Annotated in this window: 16 protein-coding genes; 14 read left to right on the top strand and 2 right to left on the bottom strand. The window is 41.7% G+C overall.

Annotated features, from left to right (window positions below; genetic code table 11):
* Window positions 1–76: 76 nt before the first annotated feature.
* The 9 genes from xseA to spo0A all read left to right on the top strand — a co-directional run bounded on the left by xseA (window position 77) and on the right by spo0A (window position 10,214).
* A complete protein-coding gene (xseA, locus tag ACFPA1_RS15360) occupies window positions 77–1,432 on the top strand; it encodes an exodeoxyribonuclease VII large subunit (protein WP_213144905.1) in 1,356 nt (451 codons plus the stop codon).
* Window positions 1,422–1,655, top strand: a complete 234-nt coding sequence (locus tag ACFPA1_RS15355) for an exodeoxyribonuclease VII small subunit (protein WP_213144906.1) — start codon at window positions 1,422–1,424, stop codon at window positions 1,653–1,655. Before xseA ends, ACFPA1_RS15355 begins: the two co-directional genes overlap by 11 nt.
* A gap of 2 nt (window positions 1,656–1,657) precedes the next feature.
* On the top strand, window positions 1,658–2,551 hold the full coding sequence (locus ACFPA1_RS15350; protein ID WP_213144907.1) for a polyprenyl synthetase family protein: 894 nt from the start codon (window positions 1,658–1,660) through the stop codon (window positions 2,549–2,551).
* 158 nt (window positions 2,552–2,709) lie between these two features.
* Window positions 2,710–4,605, top strand: a complete 1,896-nt coding sequence (gene dxs, locus ACFPA1_RS15345; RefSeq protein ID WP_378584024.1) for a 1-deoxy-D-xylulose-5-phosphate synthase — start codon at window positions 2,710–2,712, stop codon at window positions 4,603–4,605.
* Between the two features lie 3 nt (window positions 4,606–4,608).
* Window positions 4,609–5,439: a TlyA family RNA methyltransferase gene (locus ACFPA1_RS15340; protein WP_213144909.1), complete on the top strand. Its 831-nt coding sequence runs from the start codon at window positions 4,609–4,611 to the stop codon at window positions 5,437–5,439.
* Between the two features lie 142 nt (window positions 5,440–5,581).
* Window positions 5,582–6,031 carry a transcriptional regulator AhrC/ArgR gene (gene ahrC / locus ACFPA1_RS15335; protein ID WP_213120243.1) on the top strand — a complete coding sequence of 150 codons (450 nt, stop codon included), beginning with the start codon at window positions 5,582–5,584 and terminating at the stop codon, window positions 6,029–6,031.
* A 16-nt stretch (window positions 6,032–6,047) separates the two neighbouring features.
* Window positions 6,048–7,736, top strand: coding sequence for a DNA repair protein RecN (gene recN, locus ACFPA1_RS15330; protein ID WP_378584021.1), 1,689 nt, complete (start codon window positions 6,048–6,050; stop codon window positions 7,734–7,736).
* Window positions 7,737–7,858: 122 nt separating this feature from the next.
* The gene (gene spoIVB / locus ACFPA1_RS15325) at window positions 7,859–9,148 is read left to right on the top strand and encodes a SpoIVB peptidase (RefSeq protein WP_213144911.1); all 1,290 of its coding nucleotides are present in this window, start codon (window positions 7,859–7,861) and stop codon (window positions 9,146–9,148) included.
* A 271-nt stretch (window positions 9,149–9,419) separates the two neighbouring features.
* Complete coding sequence (spo0A, locus tag ACFPA1_RS15320) at window positions 9,420–10,214, top strand: sporulation transcription factor Spo0A (protein ID WP_213144912.1); 795 nt, start codon at window positions 9,420–9,422, stop codon at window positions 10,212–10,214.
* 57 nt (window positions 10,215–10,271) lie between these two features.
* Here spo0A and ACFPA1_RS15315 read toward each other — a convergent pair whose 3' ends face one another.
* Entirely contained in the window at window positions 10,272–10,412 is a 141-nt protein-coding gene (locus ACFPA1_RS15315) for a YycC family protein (RefSeq protein ID WP_213144913.1), read from the bottom strand.
* Window positions 10,413–10,447: 35 nt separating this feature from the next.
* On the opposite strand from ACFPA1_RS15315, the gene ACFPA1_RS15310 reads away from it, so the two are divergent.
* The gene (locus ACFPA1_RS15310; protein ID WP_213144914.1) at window positions 10,448–11,176 is read left to right on the top strand and encodes a glycerophosphodiester phosphodiesterase; all 729 of its coding nucleotides are present in this window, start codon (window positions 10,448–10,450) and stop codon (window positions 11,174–11,176) included.
* Between the two features lie 12 nt (window positions 11,177–11,188).
* Here the strand turns inward: ACFPA1_RS15310 and ACFPA1_RS15305 are convergent, their stop codons facing one another.
* Window positions 11,189–11,437 (bottom strand): DUF2627 domain-containing protein, encoded by a 249-nt coding sequence (locus ACFPA1_RS15305; protein WP_213144915.1) that lies wholly within the window; start codon window positions 11,435–11,437, stop codon window positions 11,189–11,191.
* Between the two features lie 169 nt (window positions 11,438–11,606).
* Between ACFPA1_RS15305 and ACFPA1_RS15300 the strand changes: the two genes are divergently transcribed.
* The 4 genes from ACFPA1_RS15300 to buk all read left to right on the top strand — a co-directional run bounded on the left by ACFPA1_RS15300 (window position 11,607) and on the right by buk (window position 17,060).
* Window positions 11,607–13,682, top strand: coding sequence for a sigma-54 interaction domain-containing protein (locus ACFPA1_RS15300; RefSeq protein ID WP_213144916.1), 2,076 nt, complete (start codon window positions 11,607–11,609; stop codon window positions 13,680–13,682).
* A 131-nt stretch (window positions 13,683–13,813) separates the two neighbouring features.
* Entirely contained in the window at window positions 13,814–14,713 is a 900-nt protein-coding gene (yqiS, locus tag ACFPA1_RS15295) for a phosphate butyryltransferase (protein ID WP_378584020.1), read from the top strand.
* 35 nt (window positions 14,714–14,748) lie between these two features.
* Complete coding sequence (gene bcd, locus ACFPA1_RS15290) at window positions 14,749–15,852, top strand: branched-chain amino acid dehydrogenase (RefSeq protein ID WP_378584019.1); 1,104 nt, start codon at window positions 14,749–14,751, stop codon at window positions 15,850–15,852.
* A 104-nt stretch (window positions 15,853–15,956) separates the two neighbouring features.
* Window positions 15,957–17,060: a butyrate kinase gene (gene buk, locus ACFPA1_RS15285; protein ID WP_213144919.1), complete on the top strand. Its 1,104-nt coding sequence runs from the start codon at window positions 15,957–15,959 to the stop codon at window positions 17,058–17,060.
* The last annotated feature ends 14 nt before the right edge of the window (window positions 17,061–17,074 follow it).

The following is a 17,074-nucleotide window of genomic DNA, read 5'->3' as shown; positions in this document are numbered from 1 at the left end:
TTGCGGACAAACCGGGGGGCTGATTATATAATGGATAGGGACAGTTTTTATCTTGTGGACTTAAAAAGGAGAACTTATGCAGGAACAAAGATATTTATCTGTGAATGCTTTAACCAAATACATAAAAAGAAAATTTGATGCCGACCCGCATTTAAGGGATCTTCATGTGCGCGGGGAAATTTCGAATTTTAAGCAGCATTCAAGCGGGCATATGTACTTTACGCTAAAGGACGATAAGGCGCGAATTCTAGCTGTTATGTTCTCAAGCCACTCCAGGGCAATGAAATTTCAGCCGGAAAATGGGATGAAAGTGATTGTCAAAGGCGACATCACCGTTTATGAACCGAGTGGACAGTATCAAATTTATATTAAAGACATGCAGCCTGATGGAATTGGCGAATTATTTCTCGCTTATGAACAATTAAAACAAAGGCTTGAAGCAGAAGGCTTGTTTGCACCGGAGAGAAAAAAGGAACTGCCTATGTTTCCAAAAACAGTGGGCGTCATAACCTCACCAACTGGTGCAGCCATCCGTGATATTATCACAACGATTAAAAGGCGATTTCCGATTGTCAATATTCTGGTGTTTCCTGCCCTTGTGCAGGGGGATAACGCAGCTCCTTCTATTGCAAAGGCCATTGAAAAAGCCAATAATAAAGACATTGATGTTTTAATAGTCGGCCGCGGCGGCGGTTCGATTGAGGAGCTTTGGGCATTTAACGAGGAACTTGTGGCTCGGGCCATCTACCAATCAGCCATTCCGATCATCTCTGCTGTTGGACATGAAACGGATTTTACCATTGCTGATTTCGTTGCTGATTTAAGGGCACCTACTCCGACCGGTGCCGCAGAACTTGCTGTTCCTCATATAGAGGAATTGCTGGATCGAACCCTGCAGCGGCAAACACGACTTATTCGCGCTATGCAGGAAAAATTCCGCTATGAGAAAGAACGATTAAATCGCGTCCAAAAATCTTATGCTTTTCGTTATCCGCAGCGCCTTTATGAACAAAAGCTTGAACAGGTTGATAAGGAGACAGAAAGACTTGTGCGCGGCATATCGCGATTATTTTCATTAAAAAATGAGCAGTTAACTAATTTGGATAAATCACTCGAGCGAAACCACCCAAGTGAGGCATTGCAGGAAGCAGGAAAACATTTCGAACGTACCCATAAAGAATTGAACCGGGCATTAAAGCAAATCCTGACAAAAAAACAAACTGATTTTGACCATATGCTTTCGACCTTGCAGGCGCTTAGCCCTCTAAAAATTATGGAGCGGGGCTATAGCTTGTCTTATACAGAAGATAACCGACTTGTTAAAAGCGTCAATCAAGTGAGTGTGTCTGATCAGGTCCAAATCCAGCTGACTGATGGCAGTCTATTCTGTAAAGTGGAAGAGATAAAGGAGAGGGATAAAAGTGACAAATGAACAAAAGTTAACCTTTGAAGAGGCAATGAACAAGCTCGAACAGCTTGTCGGGAAGCTTGAGGAAGGAGATGTCCCTTTAGAGGAAGCGATTATTTATTATAAAGAGGGCATGGAGTTATCTAAGCTTTGCCACGATAAATTGAAAAGTGTTGAAGAACAATTAACGCAAATTATTACGGAGGATGGACGTACGGAGAATTTCTCCGTAGTTGAGGAGGAATAGATTTGGAAACCGGACAGTTAGAGGCATTTGCAAAACAATATAAGCAGCTGCTTGAAAGCAATCTTCGTTCTCTGGTTGGAAAGCTGGATGCACCGGCGATAATAAAAGAATCTATGATCTATTCCCTTGAAGCAGGCGGTAAGAGGATTCGACCTCTCTTAGTTTTTGCTACAATAGATGCATTTGGAATGGATCCGAAAAAGGGGCTTTCTGCAGCAGCAGCGATTGAAATGATCCACACTTATTCTTTAATTCATGATGATTTGCCAAGCATGGATAATGATGATCTTAGAAGAGGAAAGCCGACAAACCATAAAGTTTTCGGTGATGCTGTTGCAACTCTGGCCGGGGATGCTCTGTTAACCTACAGCTTTGAGGTGCTTGGAAATATTCCAAATGACTCTATTACTGCTGAAACAAGACTAAAACTAATCGTGGAAATGGCTAAAGCAGCCGGCACGGAAGGAATGGTTGGCGGCCAGGTAGCGGATATGGAGGGAGAAGGAAAATCCCTTACCCTTCAGGAACTTGAATATATTCACATCCATAAAACTGGAAAGCTGTTAGGATTTAGTGTTTTAGCTGGTGCATTGATTGCCGGAGCGAATCAAAGTCAAATAGAGAGTTTGTCTGCATTCGCCCATCACTTGGGACTTGCCTTTCAAATTCAGGATGATATTTTGGATGTAGTTGGAAATGAGCAAGAAATCGGAAAACCGGTAGGAAGTGACACAACCAATTCAAAAAGCACCTATCCAAAATTGCTATCTCTTGATGGCGCGAAGGCGTCCCTCCGAGAGCAGACTCATAGAGCCAAAGAAAATCTGGCGAAAACCGGTTTAAATACGACATTATTAATGGAAATTACCGATTTGGTCGCTTCCCGAAACCATTGAAAAACAGTGATTTGAGGCAATAGATTAAGTATGTTATAATTGTTTCCATGTGGAAAACGTTGTCAATCTGCCGTTATCACGATTGTGTTAGCGGCTATTTTATCATTATCTGTAAAGACACCTTAGAACGAAAAAGTATGAAAGTGAGTGGTCCATAAATGGATCTATTATCAATAAAAGACCCATCCTTTTTAAAAGGGATGTCCAATAAAGAATTGGAGGCTTTAAGTCAAGAAATTCGCCAATTCTTGATTGAAAAGCTGTCTGCCACTGGTGGGCATATCGGCCCGAATCTTGGGGTTGTTGAATTAACCATTGCTTTACATAAATGCTTTGACAGCCCAAAGGACAAAATTCTTTGGGATGTCGGTCACCAATCCTATGTCCACAAAATTCTAACCGGAAGAGCCTGTGAATTTGATACGTTGAGACAATTTAAGGGCTTATGCGGCTTTCCGAAACGGATTGAAAGCGAGCATGACGTGTGGGAGACAGGACATAGCTCTACATCTCTTTCGGCGGCTATGGGAATGGCAATTGCAAGGGACTTAAAAAAGGAAAAGAGCTTTGTCTTACCGGTGATTGGCGATGGGGCCTTAACAGGAGGTATGGCACTCGAGGCATTGAATCACATCGGCCATGAAAAAAAGGATATGATCGTTATTTTAAATGATAATGAGATGTCCATTGCCCCGAATGTCGGCGCGCTTCATAACATCCTTAGCCAATTGCGGACAGCGGGCAAATATCAATGGGTCAAGGATGAGCTTGAAGTCCTTTTGAAGAAGGTGCCTGCAGTCGGCGGAGTATTGGCTGCTACTGCGGAACGCATTAAAGACAGCCTAAAATATTTACTGGTTTCCGGTATGTTTTTTGAAGAGCTGGGATTTACGTATCTTGGTCCGATTGACGGCCATAATTTCGAAGATTTATTTGAAAATTTCAGCTACGCCAAAAAGACCGAAGGACCTGTACTTCTTCACGTAATCACAAAGAAGGGGAAAGGCTTTAAACCGGCAGAGACCGATAAAACAGGGACATGGCATGGAACCGGCCCATATAAAATGGATACCGGCGATTTTGTTAAACCAAATAAAAAGCAGCCACCAGCCTGGAGCAGTCTTGTCAGTGAAACTGTGCGCAGGATGGCAGGAAGCGATGAAAGGATTGTCGCGATTACTCCAGCCATGCCTGTTGGTTCAAAGCTTGAAGGTTTTGCAAAGGAATTCCCAGACCGAATGTATGATGTTGGAATTGCCGAACAGCATGCGGCTACTGTTGCGGCAGGCTTGGCAACCCAGAATATGAAGCCGTTCTTGGCGATTTACTCGACCTTCCTGCAGCGGGCATATGACCAAGTGGTCCATGATATTGCTCGGCAGAATTTAAATGTTTTTATCGGTATTGACCGGGCGGGACTAGTCGGTGCAGATGGCGAAACCCATCAAGGTGTGTTTGATATTGCCTTCCTAAGACATGTTCCAAATATAGTGCTAATGATGCCAAAGGACGAAAACGAAGGCCAGCACATGGTTTATACGGCATTGACCTATGATGATGGCCCGATTGCCATGAGGTTCCCACGCGGCAATGGTTTAGGAGTTCCGATGGACGAGGAATTGCAGAGTCTTCCGATTGGGTCCTGGGAGGTTTTAAAAGAGGGCGATGATGCTGCTATTTTGACTTTTGGCACGACAGTTCCAATGGCCATGGAAGCGGCTGAAATTCTTGGAAAGCAAGGAATTTCAGTAAAGGTAGTAAATGCTCGTTTCATTAAACCAATGGATGAAAAAATGCTAAGCGGCATCTTGGACGAAAATATCCCTATACTCACCATTGAAGAGGCCGTTTTACAGGGCGGGTTTGGCAGCTCGGTCCTTGAATATGCACACGATAAGGGATATTATTATTCGCAAATTGACAGAATGGGCATCCCTGACCAGTTTATTGAACATGGGGATGTCGGCTCCCTTCTTGAAGAAATCGGGTTAACAACTGAAGAAGTTGTGAAACGGGTTTCCATTTTGGCCAGGAAAAAACAACAAAGGGCATAATCAATGAAAAATAAAGAGCGTTTAGATGTATTATTGGTGGAAAAAGGTTTATTTGAAACCCGTGAAAAAGCCAAACGGGCTATTATGGCAGGGCTCGTTTATGGAAATGAAGAGAGGCTTGATAAGCCTGGTGAAAAAGTAAAAATTGATATTTCACTAAGCGTAAAGGGAAATGTGCTCCCATATGTTAGCCGAGGCGGGCTAAAGCTTGAAAAAGCCCTCAAGGTTTTTGATGTAAGTGTCACGGATAAGGTTCTGATCGATATTGGTGCATCAACTGGGGGATTTACTGATTGTGCCCTGCAAAATGGCGCCAAGAAGTCATATGCCTTGGATGTCGGTTATAATCAGCTGGCGTGGAAGCTGCGTCAAGATGAGCGGGTGGTAGTGATGGAAAGGACGAATTTCCGTTATGTCACACCTGCTGATTTAAGCGGGGAAATGCCCAATTTTGCTGTAATCGACGTATCTTTTATATCTCTAACCTTAATTTTGCCTGTACTAAAAACACTTTTAGTCCCGGACAGCGACATAATTGCGTTAATTAAACCTCAGTTTGAGGCGGGACGTGAACAGGTAGGCAAAAAAGGAATCGTACGTGATGAAAAAGTCCATTTGCAGGTTATTGACAAAATTATTGATTTTTCGATTACCCAGGGATATACGGCAGCCAATTTATCCTTCTCTCCGATTACTGGCGGGGATGGAAACATTGAATTTCTTCTTCACCTTAAATGGGTAGGGGAACGGGAGGCAGGCGTTAACTCCCTGCCTGCAGAACCGGAGACAATAGTCAAAGAAGCACATAAAGAATTTCATACAAAACAACAATAAAAGGATGGGCGAATGCCTATCCTTTTATTGTTTGGCTTTTGTATATTACTGTATTTTTATGAAGAAAAAATGTACAAGTTCTCAAAAATGGGCTAACATATGAGTAGAAGTGCTCATTTTGTATTTAAACAGGAGTGGAAGAATGAATAAAGGTCAACGTCACATTAAAATAAGAGAAATTATTGCGGGAAATGATATTGAAACGCAGGATGAGTTAGTCGAGGAACTAAGAAGTGCTGGTTATAACGTAACCCAGGCGACAGTATCTCGTGACATAAAAGAATTGCATTTGGTTAAAGTTCCGTTAAGCGACGGGCGTTATAAATACAGCCTGCCTGCGGACCAAAGGTTTAATCCGCAGCAAAAATTGAAACGGGCTTTAATGGATGCCTTTGTCCGTATTGATTCGGCAGGCCATATGCTCGTGATGAAGTGTCTTCCCGGCAACGCAATGGCAATTGGCGCGCTGATTGATCACCTTGATTGGGATGAAATTCTTGGAACCATCTGCGGTGACGATACGATGCTGATTATTTGCCGGACACCGGAGGATACAGAGGTTATTACAAAGCGTTTTTTAGATATGCTTTAATTTGGGGGAGAGTCTCTTGTTGTCAGAACTATCGATTAAAAATTTCGCGATTATCGAAGCCTTAACAATTTCTTTTGAAAAAGGTTTAACTGTTTTAACGGGGGAAACGGGCGCGGGAAAATCGATTATAATTGATGCCATTCATTTGCTAGCAGGAGGTAGAGGGTCGGCTGAATTTGTCCGACATGGCGAAGATAAGGCAGAAATCGAAGGTTTGTTTCAAATTGACGAACCTCAGCATCCGGTCTACTTAAAGGCGCTTGAATTTGGCATTGAAATAGAGGAAGGTATGGTCATATTACGGCGGGATATTTCCCGCTCTGGCAAAAGCGTCTGCCGTATAAACGGTAAGCTCGTAACCATTTCAACACTAAGGGAAATCGGTTCCGCTCTTGTTGATATCCATGGTCAGCATGAACATCAGGAACTGATGGATGAAACGAGGCATCTGCCGCTTCTCGACCAATTTGGCGCAGAAGAAATCGCCGCTTCTTTAGAAGAGTATCAGGAGATTTTTGCACGCTTTGAGAAGACGCGCCAGAAACTTAAAGCGTTAAGTGAAAACGACCAGCAGATGGCCCATCGTCTAGATTTGATTCTTTTTCAGTTAAATGAAATTCAAAAAGCCGATTTAAAGCTCCATGAAGATGAAGAATTAACTGAGGAAAAAAGGAAATTGGCGAATTTTGAGAAGGTCTATGAAGCTTTTCAATTAAGTTATTCCGCATTAAACGGCGAGCAAAAAGGACTTGACTGGATTGGCATGGCCATGGGCCATCTCGAGGATGCCGGTTCCCTTGATAGCAGCTATAAAGCATTATATGAACTAGTATCCAATTGCTATTATCAGCTGGAAGATGCGGCCCGTTCCTTAAGAAATGAAATGGATGACATGGAATTTGATCCGCAAAGATTACACGAAATCGAAGACCGCCTGAATGAAATCAACCAATTAAAACGAAAATACGGCAGAAGCATTAAGGAAATATTAGAATATGCCGCAAAAATAGAAGAAGAAATTGAAACATTGCAGAATAAAGAAACGCATATCAGTGAATTGGAAAAAGAATTGGCTTCCATCAATAAGGATTTAATTCTTGAGGCAAAAGAATTATCCACCCTTAGGCAAAAGTGGGCTAAGAACCTCACTGGTCTTATACATACAGAGCTGAAGGAATTGTATATGGAAAAAACTGTTTTTGAAATACGAATAGAAACAGAGCCCCAGCATTTTTCAAAAACAGGAATAGACCATGTTCAGTTCTATATTTCCACCAACCCTGGCGAACCGCTAAAGCCATTGTCAAAAGTTGCCTCCGGCGGGGAACTATCACGCATCATGCTGGCGTTAAAAAGTATTTTTTCCAAACATCAGGGAGTTACTTCGATTATCTTTGATGAAGTTGATACGGGTGTAAGCGGAAGGGTTGCCCAAGCGATTGCTGAAAAGATTTATAAAGTATCAGTAAATTCACAGGTTTTATGTATTTCCCACCTGCCGCAGGTTGCAGCGATGGCGGATACTCACCTATATATATCGAAACTGATTAAGGGTGGAAGAACGACGACTTCGGTTAAGCCGCTAAATGAACAAGAAAAAATAAAAGAGGTTGGCCGCATGATTTCGGGGACTGAAATTACGGAGTTAACGAAGCAACATGCGAAAGAATTATTGCAAATGGCAGAAGAAAATAAAAAAATTTGAAAAGCTATCCATCTTGGGTAGCTTTTTTATATAGAACAAAGTTATAAATGGTTGTCAAGGAGGCAAAATTATAGATGTAGCCATTTCAATTGCAGAAAAAGAAGCGAGGAGAGTGAAAAGATTTGAAATTAGAAATCGTTAGAAAAATAATTGGTGGAATTCTCCTTGTTTCATTATTCAGCCTTATTTTTTTTCAGCCTATGCGTGAGTATGTAAGTGTTCCGAAGAATATTACCCTTTTTGAGGGGCAGGATTTTAGCTTTAAAAAGGCTGCATTTGTTTCAGCTTCGGTCCAATCACCCAATTCTAATATCACACTTGATCAGGAAAACCATTCAGTCGCTTTAAAAGCATCGGAAAACGGTAAGAACGAAATGCTATTAGAATTTGCAGGTATCCCCATTAAAAAGGTCGATGTAAACGTCTTAAAGGATTTTCGAGTGATTCCTGGCGGACAGTCGATTGGTGTAAAATTAAATACAGTTGGCGTATTAGTGGTTGGTCACCACCTAGTCAATACTGAAAACGGAAAGAAATCTCCAGGCGAAATTGCAGGAATAAAAATTGGCGATATCATTACAGAAATTAATGGAAATAAGATTGAAAAAATGGCTGATGTCGCGCCATTCGTTCAAAGTGCAGGGCAGGATGGAAAGCCGCTTGAAATGGCAATCAGCCGTGAAAGCGGTAAATTTACAACGAAATTGACTCCTTTGAAGGATAAAGGAGAAAACAGCTATAAACTTGGTTTGTATATAAGGGATTCGGCTGCGGGCATCGGAACGATGACATTTATTCACCCGCAATCGAAGAAATATGGTGCGCTTGGTCATGTTATCTCGGATATGGATACAAAGCAGCCAATTGTCGTAGAAGATGGACAAATTGTCCGCTCTACGGTGACTTCCATTGAAAAGGGGAGCAACGGTGACCCCGGTGAAAAACTGGCCCGTTTCTCATCAGATCGTGAAATTGTAGGAAATATTAAAAAGAATAGTCCTTTTGGAATTTTTGGCGAATTGAACAAAGAATTAAAAAATGGAGTATTAGATAAACCACTGCCAATTGCCTTATCTCATCAAGTAAAAGAAGGGCCAGCTAAGATTTTGACAGTGGTCAATGATGACAAAGTAGAAGAATTTAACGTAGAAATTGTCAGTACAATTCCGCAAAAGTTTCCGGCGACAAAAGGCATGGTCATCAAAGTGACCGATCCAAAACTGCTTGAAAAAACAGGTGGAATCGTCCAAGGAATGAGCGGCAGCCCAATAATTCAGGATGGAAAATTAATCGGCGCTGTCACCCATGTGTTTGTGAATGATCCGACCTCCGGTTACGGGGTTCACATTGAATGGATGTTAAATGAAGCCGGAATTAACATATACGAAATGCCGAAAAATAAAGCAAGTTAAATCAAAAGCAAAATAGGATAATTTTCCTATTTTGCTTTTTCTTTGGTATAGATTTTTCGACAAAAATTAGTTATAATTTGGAAAAATGGCGTTTTTAGTCGAATTAACGAGAAAAATTAAGAAAAGATAAGATTTTATCACTATTTTAAGAAATATTAAAAAAATGAGAGGATTTTTTGTTGCATTGTCGAATTTCTAATTTAGAATAGAATTAGAGGATTTTTGACATTTACAAAATAGAGTATTGTGATAAGTTGAGGAGGAACCGGAGTTGAAGAAGATAAAAGTATGTGTCGTGGATGACAATAGAGAACTTGTAGGATTATTGGAGGATTACATTTCTTCTCAAGATGACATGGAAGTGGCAGGTGTAGCCCATAATGGCCAGGAATGCCTGGATATGTTAAATACGATTGACCCAGATGTACTTGTTCTTGATATTATCATGCCTCATCTTGACGGGCTGGCAGTACTGGAGCGCCTTCGCGAGTTGAAAAAAGGAGTATTGCCAAATGTCATTATGTTAACAGCTTTTGGCCAGGAAGATGTTACGAAAAAAGCCGTGGAGCTTGGTGCCTCGTATTTTATCCTAAAGCCTTTTGATATGGAGAATTTAGGCAGCCACATTCGTCAGGTCAGCGGCAGCAGAAGCTCATTCTCCGCACGGAAGGTTTCCGCCTCCACCTATCGAACACAGCCGGATGCAAAACCAAAGAATCTCGATGCCAGCATTACAAGCATTATCCATGAAATTGGTGTACCTGCACACATTAAAGGGTACTTATATTTGCGCGAAGCCATTTCGATGGTATTTAATGATATTGAACTGCTCGGCTCGATTACAAAAGTGTTATATCCTGATATTGCAAAAAAATATAATACAACCGCAAGCCGCGTGGAACGGGCCATCCGCCATGCCATTGAAGTAGCGTGGAGCCGCGGAAATATTGATTCCATTTCATCCCTATTTGGCTATACGGTCAGCATGTCCAAGGCAAAGCCGACCAATTCTGAATTCATTGCGATGGTGGCTGATAAACTGCGTCTGGAGCATAAGGCTTCTTGAAAGGAATAATAATAAAAAAGCCTCATTAGTTTTGAGGCTTTTTATTGTGCAATTTTTCTAGTTCTTTTTATCTTTTTCCAATTCTATTAATTTTTGAATGAGAATATGTTGTGGCATATGCATAATCTGTTCTAGTGGGACTTTTAGTTTTTCGGCCAGTTTGACTGCAGTTTCAGGTGATATTTGTAAAGGTTTCATACAAGACCCTCCAATCTGTTTAAGGAAGTGAAAAAATGACACAAATATTTGCTCACCGCGGTTTTTCCGCAACGCATGCTGAAAATACAATGAGTTCCTTTCTGGCGGCTGAAAAAGCGGGTGCTGACGGGTTAGAGCTTGATGTCCAATTAACAAGTGATGGCGAAATCGTTGTTATTCATGATGAAAAAATTGATCGGACTACAAATGGGAATGGTTTTGTGAAAGACTTTTCATACAAAGAAATCAGGAAATTTAACGCCAATAACAAAGGATTTAAAAAAGAACCAATTCCAGCTTTGGAAGAAGTTCTGGAATGGATGAAAACAAACAAGCTCTTATGCAATATTGAGTTTAAAAATGGTCTTATTCCATATGAAGGAATGGAACAAAAGGTGATAGAAATGGTAAGAAAATATAATCTGTCGGATCGGATTATCATTTCTTCCTTCAACCATTATAGCATTGTTAACAGTTATCGGTTAGCGCCAGAAATTGAAACAGCTCCGCTTTTTATCGAAAGCATATACATGCCGTGGATTTATTCGCAATCAATAAGGGCCAGTGGAATTCATCCAAAGCATTCTACAATACCGGATCAAATTGTCAAAATGACAATGGAAAATGGTATCGCTGTACGACCGTATACGGTTAATCGCGAGGCGGATATGCATCGTTTGTTTAATGTGAATTGTACAGCAATTATCACAGATAACCCGGTTAAGGCTAGAAGGGTTCGAAAACAATATGAAAAGAGGCCGTGACCACGGCCTCTTTTATTTTTTGGTCCTCGTATCCTTAAATCGAGCTTGTACCTTATTTCTTTTACGGTCGCGATAAAGGATAAATCCTGCTACAAAACCTAAACCGCCTAAAAGTAAGAGTAATCCGACGATAAATTGAAGCCATAATTTCGGAAAGGGTGCTTGCAGAACCCCAAAGGTCATGTCACGCATTAATTTAATTCCAACCGCTGCCAAAAATCCAGGGATGACTAAAATGATGAGGGCAATAATCCGCTTCATAAAAATATCCTTCCGCTTTTTATTTAAGCATATCACATAAAAATAATAGTACATGGTTTTAATTTGTCAAGATGCGGATTACGGTTTACAATTAATCTGAAAAAAATTGCATAATAATCAATCTAGAATAGAAAAATTTTGCGTACTTTGATACATAGGGGCGGATTTCATGCAAAATATCATGATAGTCGGGGCCGGAAAAGGCGGAAGTGCCATTTTAAAAATTTTAAAAGAATCGGAAGTGCTTAATGTCTCTGTCGTAATTGACCGGAACTTAGACGCCCCCGGTATCCTTTTAGCCCAAAAGGAAGGAATCAAAACCGGAACGGATTGGCAGCCATTTTTAGCCGAAAACCTTGACATCATCATTGAAGTAACAGGCGATGAAAACGTTTTTCAAAAATTACGAAACGAAAAGAGTCAAAAAACGATTTTAATCCCAGGCAGTGTCGCCTTTCTTGTCTCTAAATTAATGGAAGAAAAAGAAGAGCTAATTGAAAAGCATCAATATGAATCCTATCTTCAGGAGCTTATTTTTAATTCGACCAATGATGGAATGGTGGTTATTGACCATCAAGGATATATCATTCTTTTTAATAGAAGAGCCGAAGAAATGATGGGGGTAGACAAAGAGGAGACAATCGGTCAATATGTCACAGAAATCATCCCCCATAGCCGGCTGCCGATTATTTTGCAAACTAGAAGAATCGAAACAAATCAGGAGATGGTCTTGGGGAATGGCCGCAAGATTATCACAACTAGGATTCCGATTGTTGAGGAGAATGGAACTTTAATCGGTGCTCTCGCCGTTTTTAAGGATATAACCGAAGTGGTAAAGCTTGCTGAGGAAATCACTGATTTAAAAGAGATTCAGACGATGCTCCAAGCGATTATTCATTCTAGTGACGATGCCATTTCCGTAGTGGATGAAGAGGGCCGGGGAATCCTTATTAATCCCGCCTACACAAGATTAACAGGCCTCACGCAGGAGGAAGTAATCGGAAAACCTGCAACAGCTGATATTTCTGAAGGTGAAAGCATGCACATGAAGGTATTGCAAACGAGAAGGGCTGTAAGAGGTGTGCCAATGCGGGTAGGACCGCACAAACGGGAAGTCATCGTCAATGTGGCGCCAATCATCGTAACCGGGAAATTGAAAGGCAGCGTCGGGGTCATCCATGATATGTCAGAAATGAAATCGCTAAGCAGGGAATTGAACAGGGCCAGGCAGTTGATTCGTAAACTTGAAGCAAAATATACATTTGAGGACATTATCGGAAAATCGGATGAAATGATGCTTGCCATTGAGCAGGCCAAATTGGGAGCAAAAACCCCTGCGACAGTTCTGCTGCGCGGTGAATCAGGGACAGGTAAAGAATTGTTTGCCCATGCGATCCATAATGCGAGCGACCGAAAATATAACAAGTTTATCCGAGTGAATTGTGCAGCTATATCCGAATCTCTGCTTGAAAGTGAACTGTTTGGCTATGAAGAGGGGGCGTTTTCAGGAGCGATAAGGGGAGGAAAGCGAGGGCTGTTTGAGGAAGCTAATAACGGAAGTATTTTTCTTGATGAAATAGGCGAGCTGTCCGCCAATACCCAGGCGAAGCTCCTCCGAGTTCTGCAGGAAAATGAAATTATCCGTGTAGGTGGAACTAAACCAATGACTATCAACGTGCGAATCATTGCAGCCACTAATGTCAATTTAGAAAAGGGTATTGCGAAGGGAAGCTTTAGGGAAGACTTATACTACCGTTTGAATCGTATGCCTATCCACATTCCCCCATTGAGAAAACGGAAAGAGGAGATCCCCTCGTTATCAGAACGGCTGATTCAAAAAATTAACCGTGATTACGGCCGGAACGTAGAAGGGATTACGCAGGCTGCTTTACATTTTTTGATGGAATATGACTGGCCGGGGAATGTCAGAGAACTGGAGAATATACTTGGCAGAGCGATTATTTTTATGAACTATTCCGAAACGCTTATTGATGTGCCTCATTTGCCACAACTAACAAGTAATATGGTACATAATGATCATTCCGATGATCGGATACAGGGTTCCATCTCTTTGGAGGGCACATTATCAGAAATGATAGAAAAGCATGAGGCAAAGATTATCCAGCAAACATTGGCCCGCCTCAACGGAAATAAAACACAAACGGCCAAAGCTCTTGGGCTTTCAGTGAGAAACTTATATTATAAGCTAGAAAAATACAATCTTGAAAATAATAGCATGCAATAAATTTCAAGGTGTGAAATTTTTTGCGTGTTTACATTCTGTTAAATAAAGCGTTTTCATAAAAAGATCTTTGGCATGATTATTGCATGTTAAATATATGGAGTTGCAGGAAAGGTGAAAGGGTTGATGATAGCTTGCTGCTTGAAACATTGATTGACAAAGCAACCCAAAATGATGCTAAAACAGTTGCAGTTGCGGCTGCAGAAGACGAGGAAGTGATTGAAGCAGTCCTTGATGCGCTAAATCGTAACCTGGCACATTTTTTACTATTTGGTGATCAAGAAAAGATCATGTCCATCCTTCAATTGAAAGGAATAGATGCAAATAGCGAGAATCGTCTTACGATTATCCATACTGCCTCATTAGCCGAAGCGGCTGATTCCGCTGTTAAAGCAGTCTCAAGCAAAGAGGCTCATGTGTTAATGAAGGGGAATCTTCCTACTAATATTATTTTAAAGTCAGTTTTAAATAAGGAATTTGGCTTACGGACAGGGAGTGTGCTATCTCACACGGCTGTATTCGAAGTGCCCGGATTTGAACGGTTTATTATCGTAACGGATGCAGCTATGAACATTGCTCCGGATTTACAGCTGAAAGTACAAATTGTCAAAAACGCTGTTGCCCTGGCTAAGGCTATTGGGATTGAAACCCCAAAGATCGCGCCGATTGCGGCTGTCGAAGAAGTAAACCCTGCCATGCAGGCAACCTTGGATGCTGCTGCGTTAACCATGATGAACAGAAGGGGACAAATAAAAGGCTGCCTTATTGATGGCCCGCTTGCATTGGATAACGCCATCTCGGCGCTTGCTGCCGAGCACAAAGGGATTCAAAGCGAGGTTGCGGGGGAAGCTGACATTCTATTGGTACCTGCGATTGAAGTGGGCAACGCCTTATATAAATCATTAATTTATTTTGCAAATGCCAAAGTGGGTGCTGTCATCTCTGGAGCAAAAGCACCAATCGTCCTGACTTCAAGAGCCGATTCGGCTGAGAGCAAGCTATATTCGCTGGCATTGGCATTGTGTTCTGTATAGTACTAGTACGCTTATTTTTCAGAGGAGGAATTAACATGGAAATTTTTAAGTACCTAGAGCAATATGATTATGAGCAGGTAGTGTTCTGCCAGGATAAACAATCCGGATTAAAAGCGATTATTGCCATTCATGATACAACCTTGGGACCAGCACTTGGCGGTACACGGATGTGGACATATGAATCAGAAGAAGCGGCAATCGAAGATGCGCTAAGACTTGCTAAAGGGATGACATACAAAAATGCGGCAGCAGGATTAAATCTTGGCGGCGGTAAAACGGTTATCATCGGCGACCCGCGCAAGGATAAAAACGAAGAAATGTTCCGTGCTTTCGGGCGTTATGTTCAAGGCTTGAATGGACGCTATATTACAGCGGAAGACGTTGGAACAACTGTTGCGGACATGGACTTGATTCATGAAGAAACTGACTATGTTACTGGTATTTCTCCCGCATTTGGTTCATCGGGAAATCCTTCACCGGTAACGGCATATGGTGTATACCGTGGAATGAAAGCAGCAGCGAAGGCGGCATTTGGTTCTGATTCCCTTGAAGGAAAGGTAGTCGCAATCCAAGGGGTTGGAAATGTAGCTTATAGTCTTTGCCGTCATTTACATGAAGAAGGTGCCCAGTTAATCGTTACTGATATAAATAGGGAAGCCGTTAACCGTGCAGTAGAAGAATTTGGCGCCCGTGCAGTGGACCCAAATGAAATCTATGGAGTAGAGTGTGATATTTATGCTCCATGTGCGCTTGGTGCAACGGTTAATGACGATACGATCCCACAATTGAAAGCAAGAGTAATTGCTGGTTCTGCTAATAACCAATTAAAGGAAACCCGTCATGGCGACCTCATTCATGAAATGGGAATCGTATATGCACCTGATTACGTCATAAATGCGGGCGGAGTCATTAACGTTGCGGATGAATTATATGGCTATAACTATGAGCGCGCTATGAAAAAAGTAGAAACCATCTACAACAGCATTGAAAAAGTGATTGAAATTTCTAAGCGGGATGGCATTCCAACCTACGTGGCGGCAGACCGCATGGCAGAGGAACGGATTGAAAGAATACGCAATTCAAGAAGCCAATTCCTGCAAAATGGCCACAATATTTTAAGCAGAAGAAGAACCAGATGAAACAACTGAAATACTTTAGCAAAGCGCTGAATGGGGAAATTCAGCGTCTTTGCCTTTAATATTCGAAAGTCAAGTGTTTCAGAAGTAAATTGGAGGTTTATCCGTTGCCAAATAAAGAATATCGAATTCTCGTCATTAACCCCGGTTCCACCTCCACAAAAATTGGAGTATTCGATAATGAAATTTCCATTTTTGAAAAAAACCTTCGACATGACATGGAGATTCTTAATACTTTTGCTAATATTATTGACCAGTATGAATTCAGAAAGAATGTGATTTTGGAGACACTGGATCATGAAGGAATCAATCTTTCGAAATTAAATGCTGTCTGTGGGCGGGGCGGCTTGCTTCGTCCAATCGAGGGCGGAACATATGCAGTTAACAGCCAAATGCTAGAAGACCTTAAGAAAGGTTATTCCGGTCAGCATGCATCTAATCTCGGCGGTATCATTGCCTTTGAAATTGCTTCGGGACTTAATATTCCTTCATATATCGTCGACCCGGTTGTTGTCGATGAGCTTGACCCCATCGCCAGAATCTCAGGCTTTTCATTAATCGAAAGAAAAAGCATTTTTCATGCGTTAAACCAAAAAGCTGTCGCCAGACGGGCTGCCAAAGAGCTTGGAAAAAAATACAACGAATTAAATTTGATTGTTACCCATATGGGGGGCGGAATTACCGTCGGAGTACATAAACAGGGCAGGGTCGTCGATGTCAATAATGGCCTCCATGGCGATGGCCCCTTCAGTCCGGAGCGTGCCGGAACAGTTCCGGCTGGTGATTTAGTTGCTTTATGCTATTCAGGTGAATATTTCAGGGAAGAAATGATGAAAAAGCTGGTCGGCCAAGGCGGGCTTGTTGGGTACCTTGGTACAAATGATGCACTGCAGGTTGAGCAACGAATCGCGGTTGGAGATCAGGAGGCAAAGCTGATCTATGAGGCAATGGCATACCAGGTGGCAAAAGAAATTGGCTCTGCCAGCGCTGTTCTATCCGGAAAAGTAGATGCTATTTGTTTATCAGGCGGCTTGGCATATGGTAAAGAATTTGTTAAATCAATTATTGATCGGATTAAATGGATTGCAGACGTAATTGTCCACCCGGGTGAAAATGAGCTGCAGGCGTTAGCGGAAGGGGCACTTCGTGTCTTACTCGGCGAAGAAGAGGTTAAGGATTACCCAGGGAAATTTAAAACAGTGAAAATTTAGGGGAATTTGGGAGG

This window comes from Neobacillus sp. GCM10023253 (genome assembly GCF_042653105.1).
Classification (GTDB): domain Bacteria; phylum Bacillota; class Bacilli; order Bacillales; family Cytobacillaceae; genus Neobacillus; species Neobacillus citreus.
The sequence above is the reverse complement of the archived record's forward strand: the minus strand, read 5'-3'. Positions and strand labels throughout refer to the sequence as shown.

Coding starts and splice junctions, on each gene's coding strand:
- bcd (WP_378584019.1), top strand. CDS start 14,749: ATGGAAATTTTTAAGTACCTAGAGCAATATGATTATGAGCAGGTAGTG.
- ACFPA1_RS15305 (WP_213144915.1), bottom strand. CDS start 11,437: ATGAAGCGGATTATTGCCCTCATCATTTTAGTCATCCCTGGATTTTTG.
- ACFPA1_RS15310 (WP_213144914.1), top strand. CDS start 10,448: ATGACACAAATATTTGCTCACCGCGGTTTTTCCGCAACGCATGCTGAA.
- ACFPA1_RS15300 (WP_213144916.1), top strand. CDS start 11,607: ATGCAAAATATCATGATAGTCGGGGCCGGAAAAGGCGGAAGTGCCATT.
- ahrC (WP_213120243.1), top strand. CDS start 5,582: ATGAATAAAGGTCAACGTCACATTAAAATAAGAGAAATTATTGCGGGA.
- dxs (WP_378584024.1), top strand. CDS start 2,710: ATGGATCTATTATCAATAAAAGACCCATCCTTTTTAAAAGGGATGTCC.
- ACFPA1_RS15340 (WP_213144909.1), top strand. CDS start 4,609: ATGAAAAATAAAGAGCGTTTAGATGTATTATTGGTGGAAAAAGGTTTA.
- ACFPA1_RS15315 (WP_213144913.1), bottom strand. CDS start 10,412: ATGAAACCTTTACAAATATCACCTGAAACTGCAGTCAAACTGGCCGAA.
- xseA (WP_213144905.1), top strand. CDS start 77: ATGCAGGAACAAAGATATTTATCTGTGAATGCTTTAACCAAATACATA.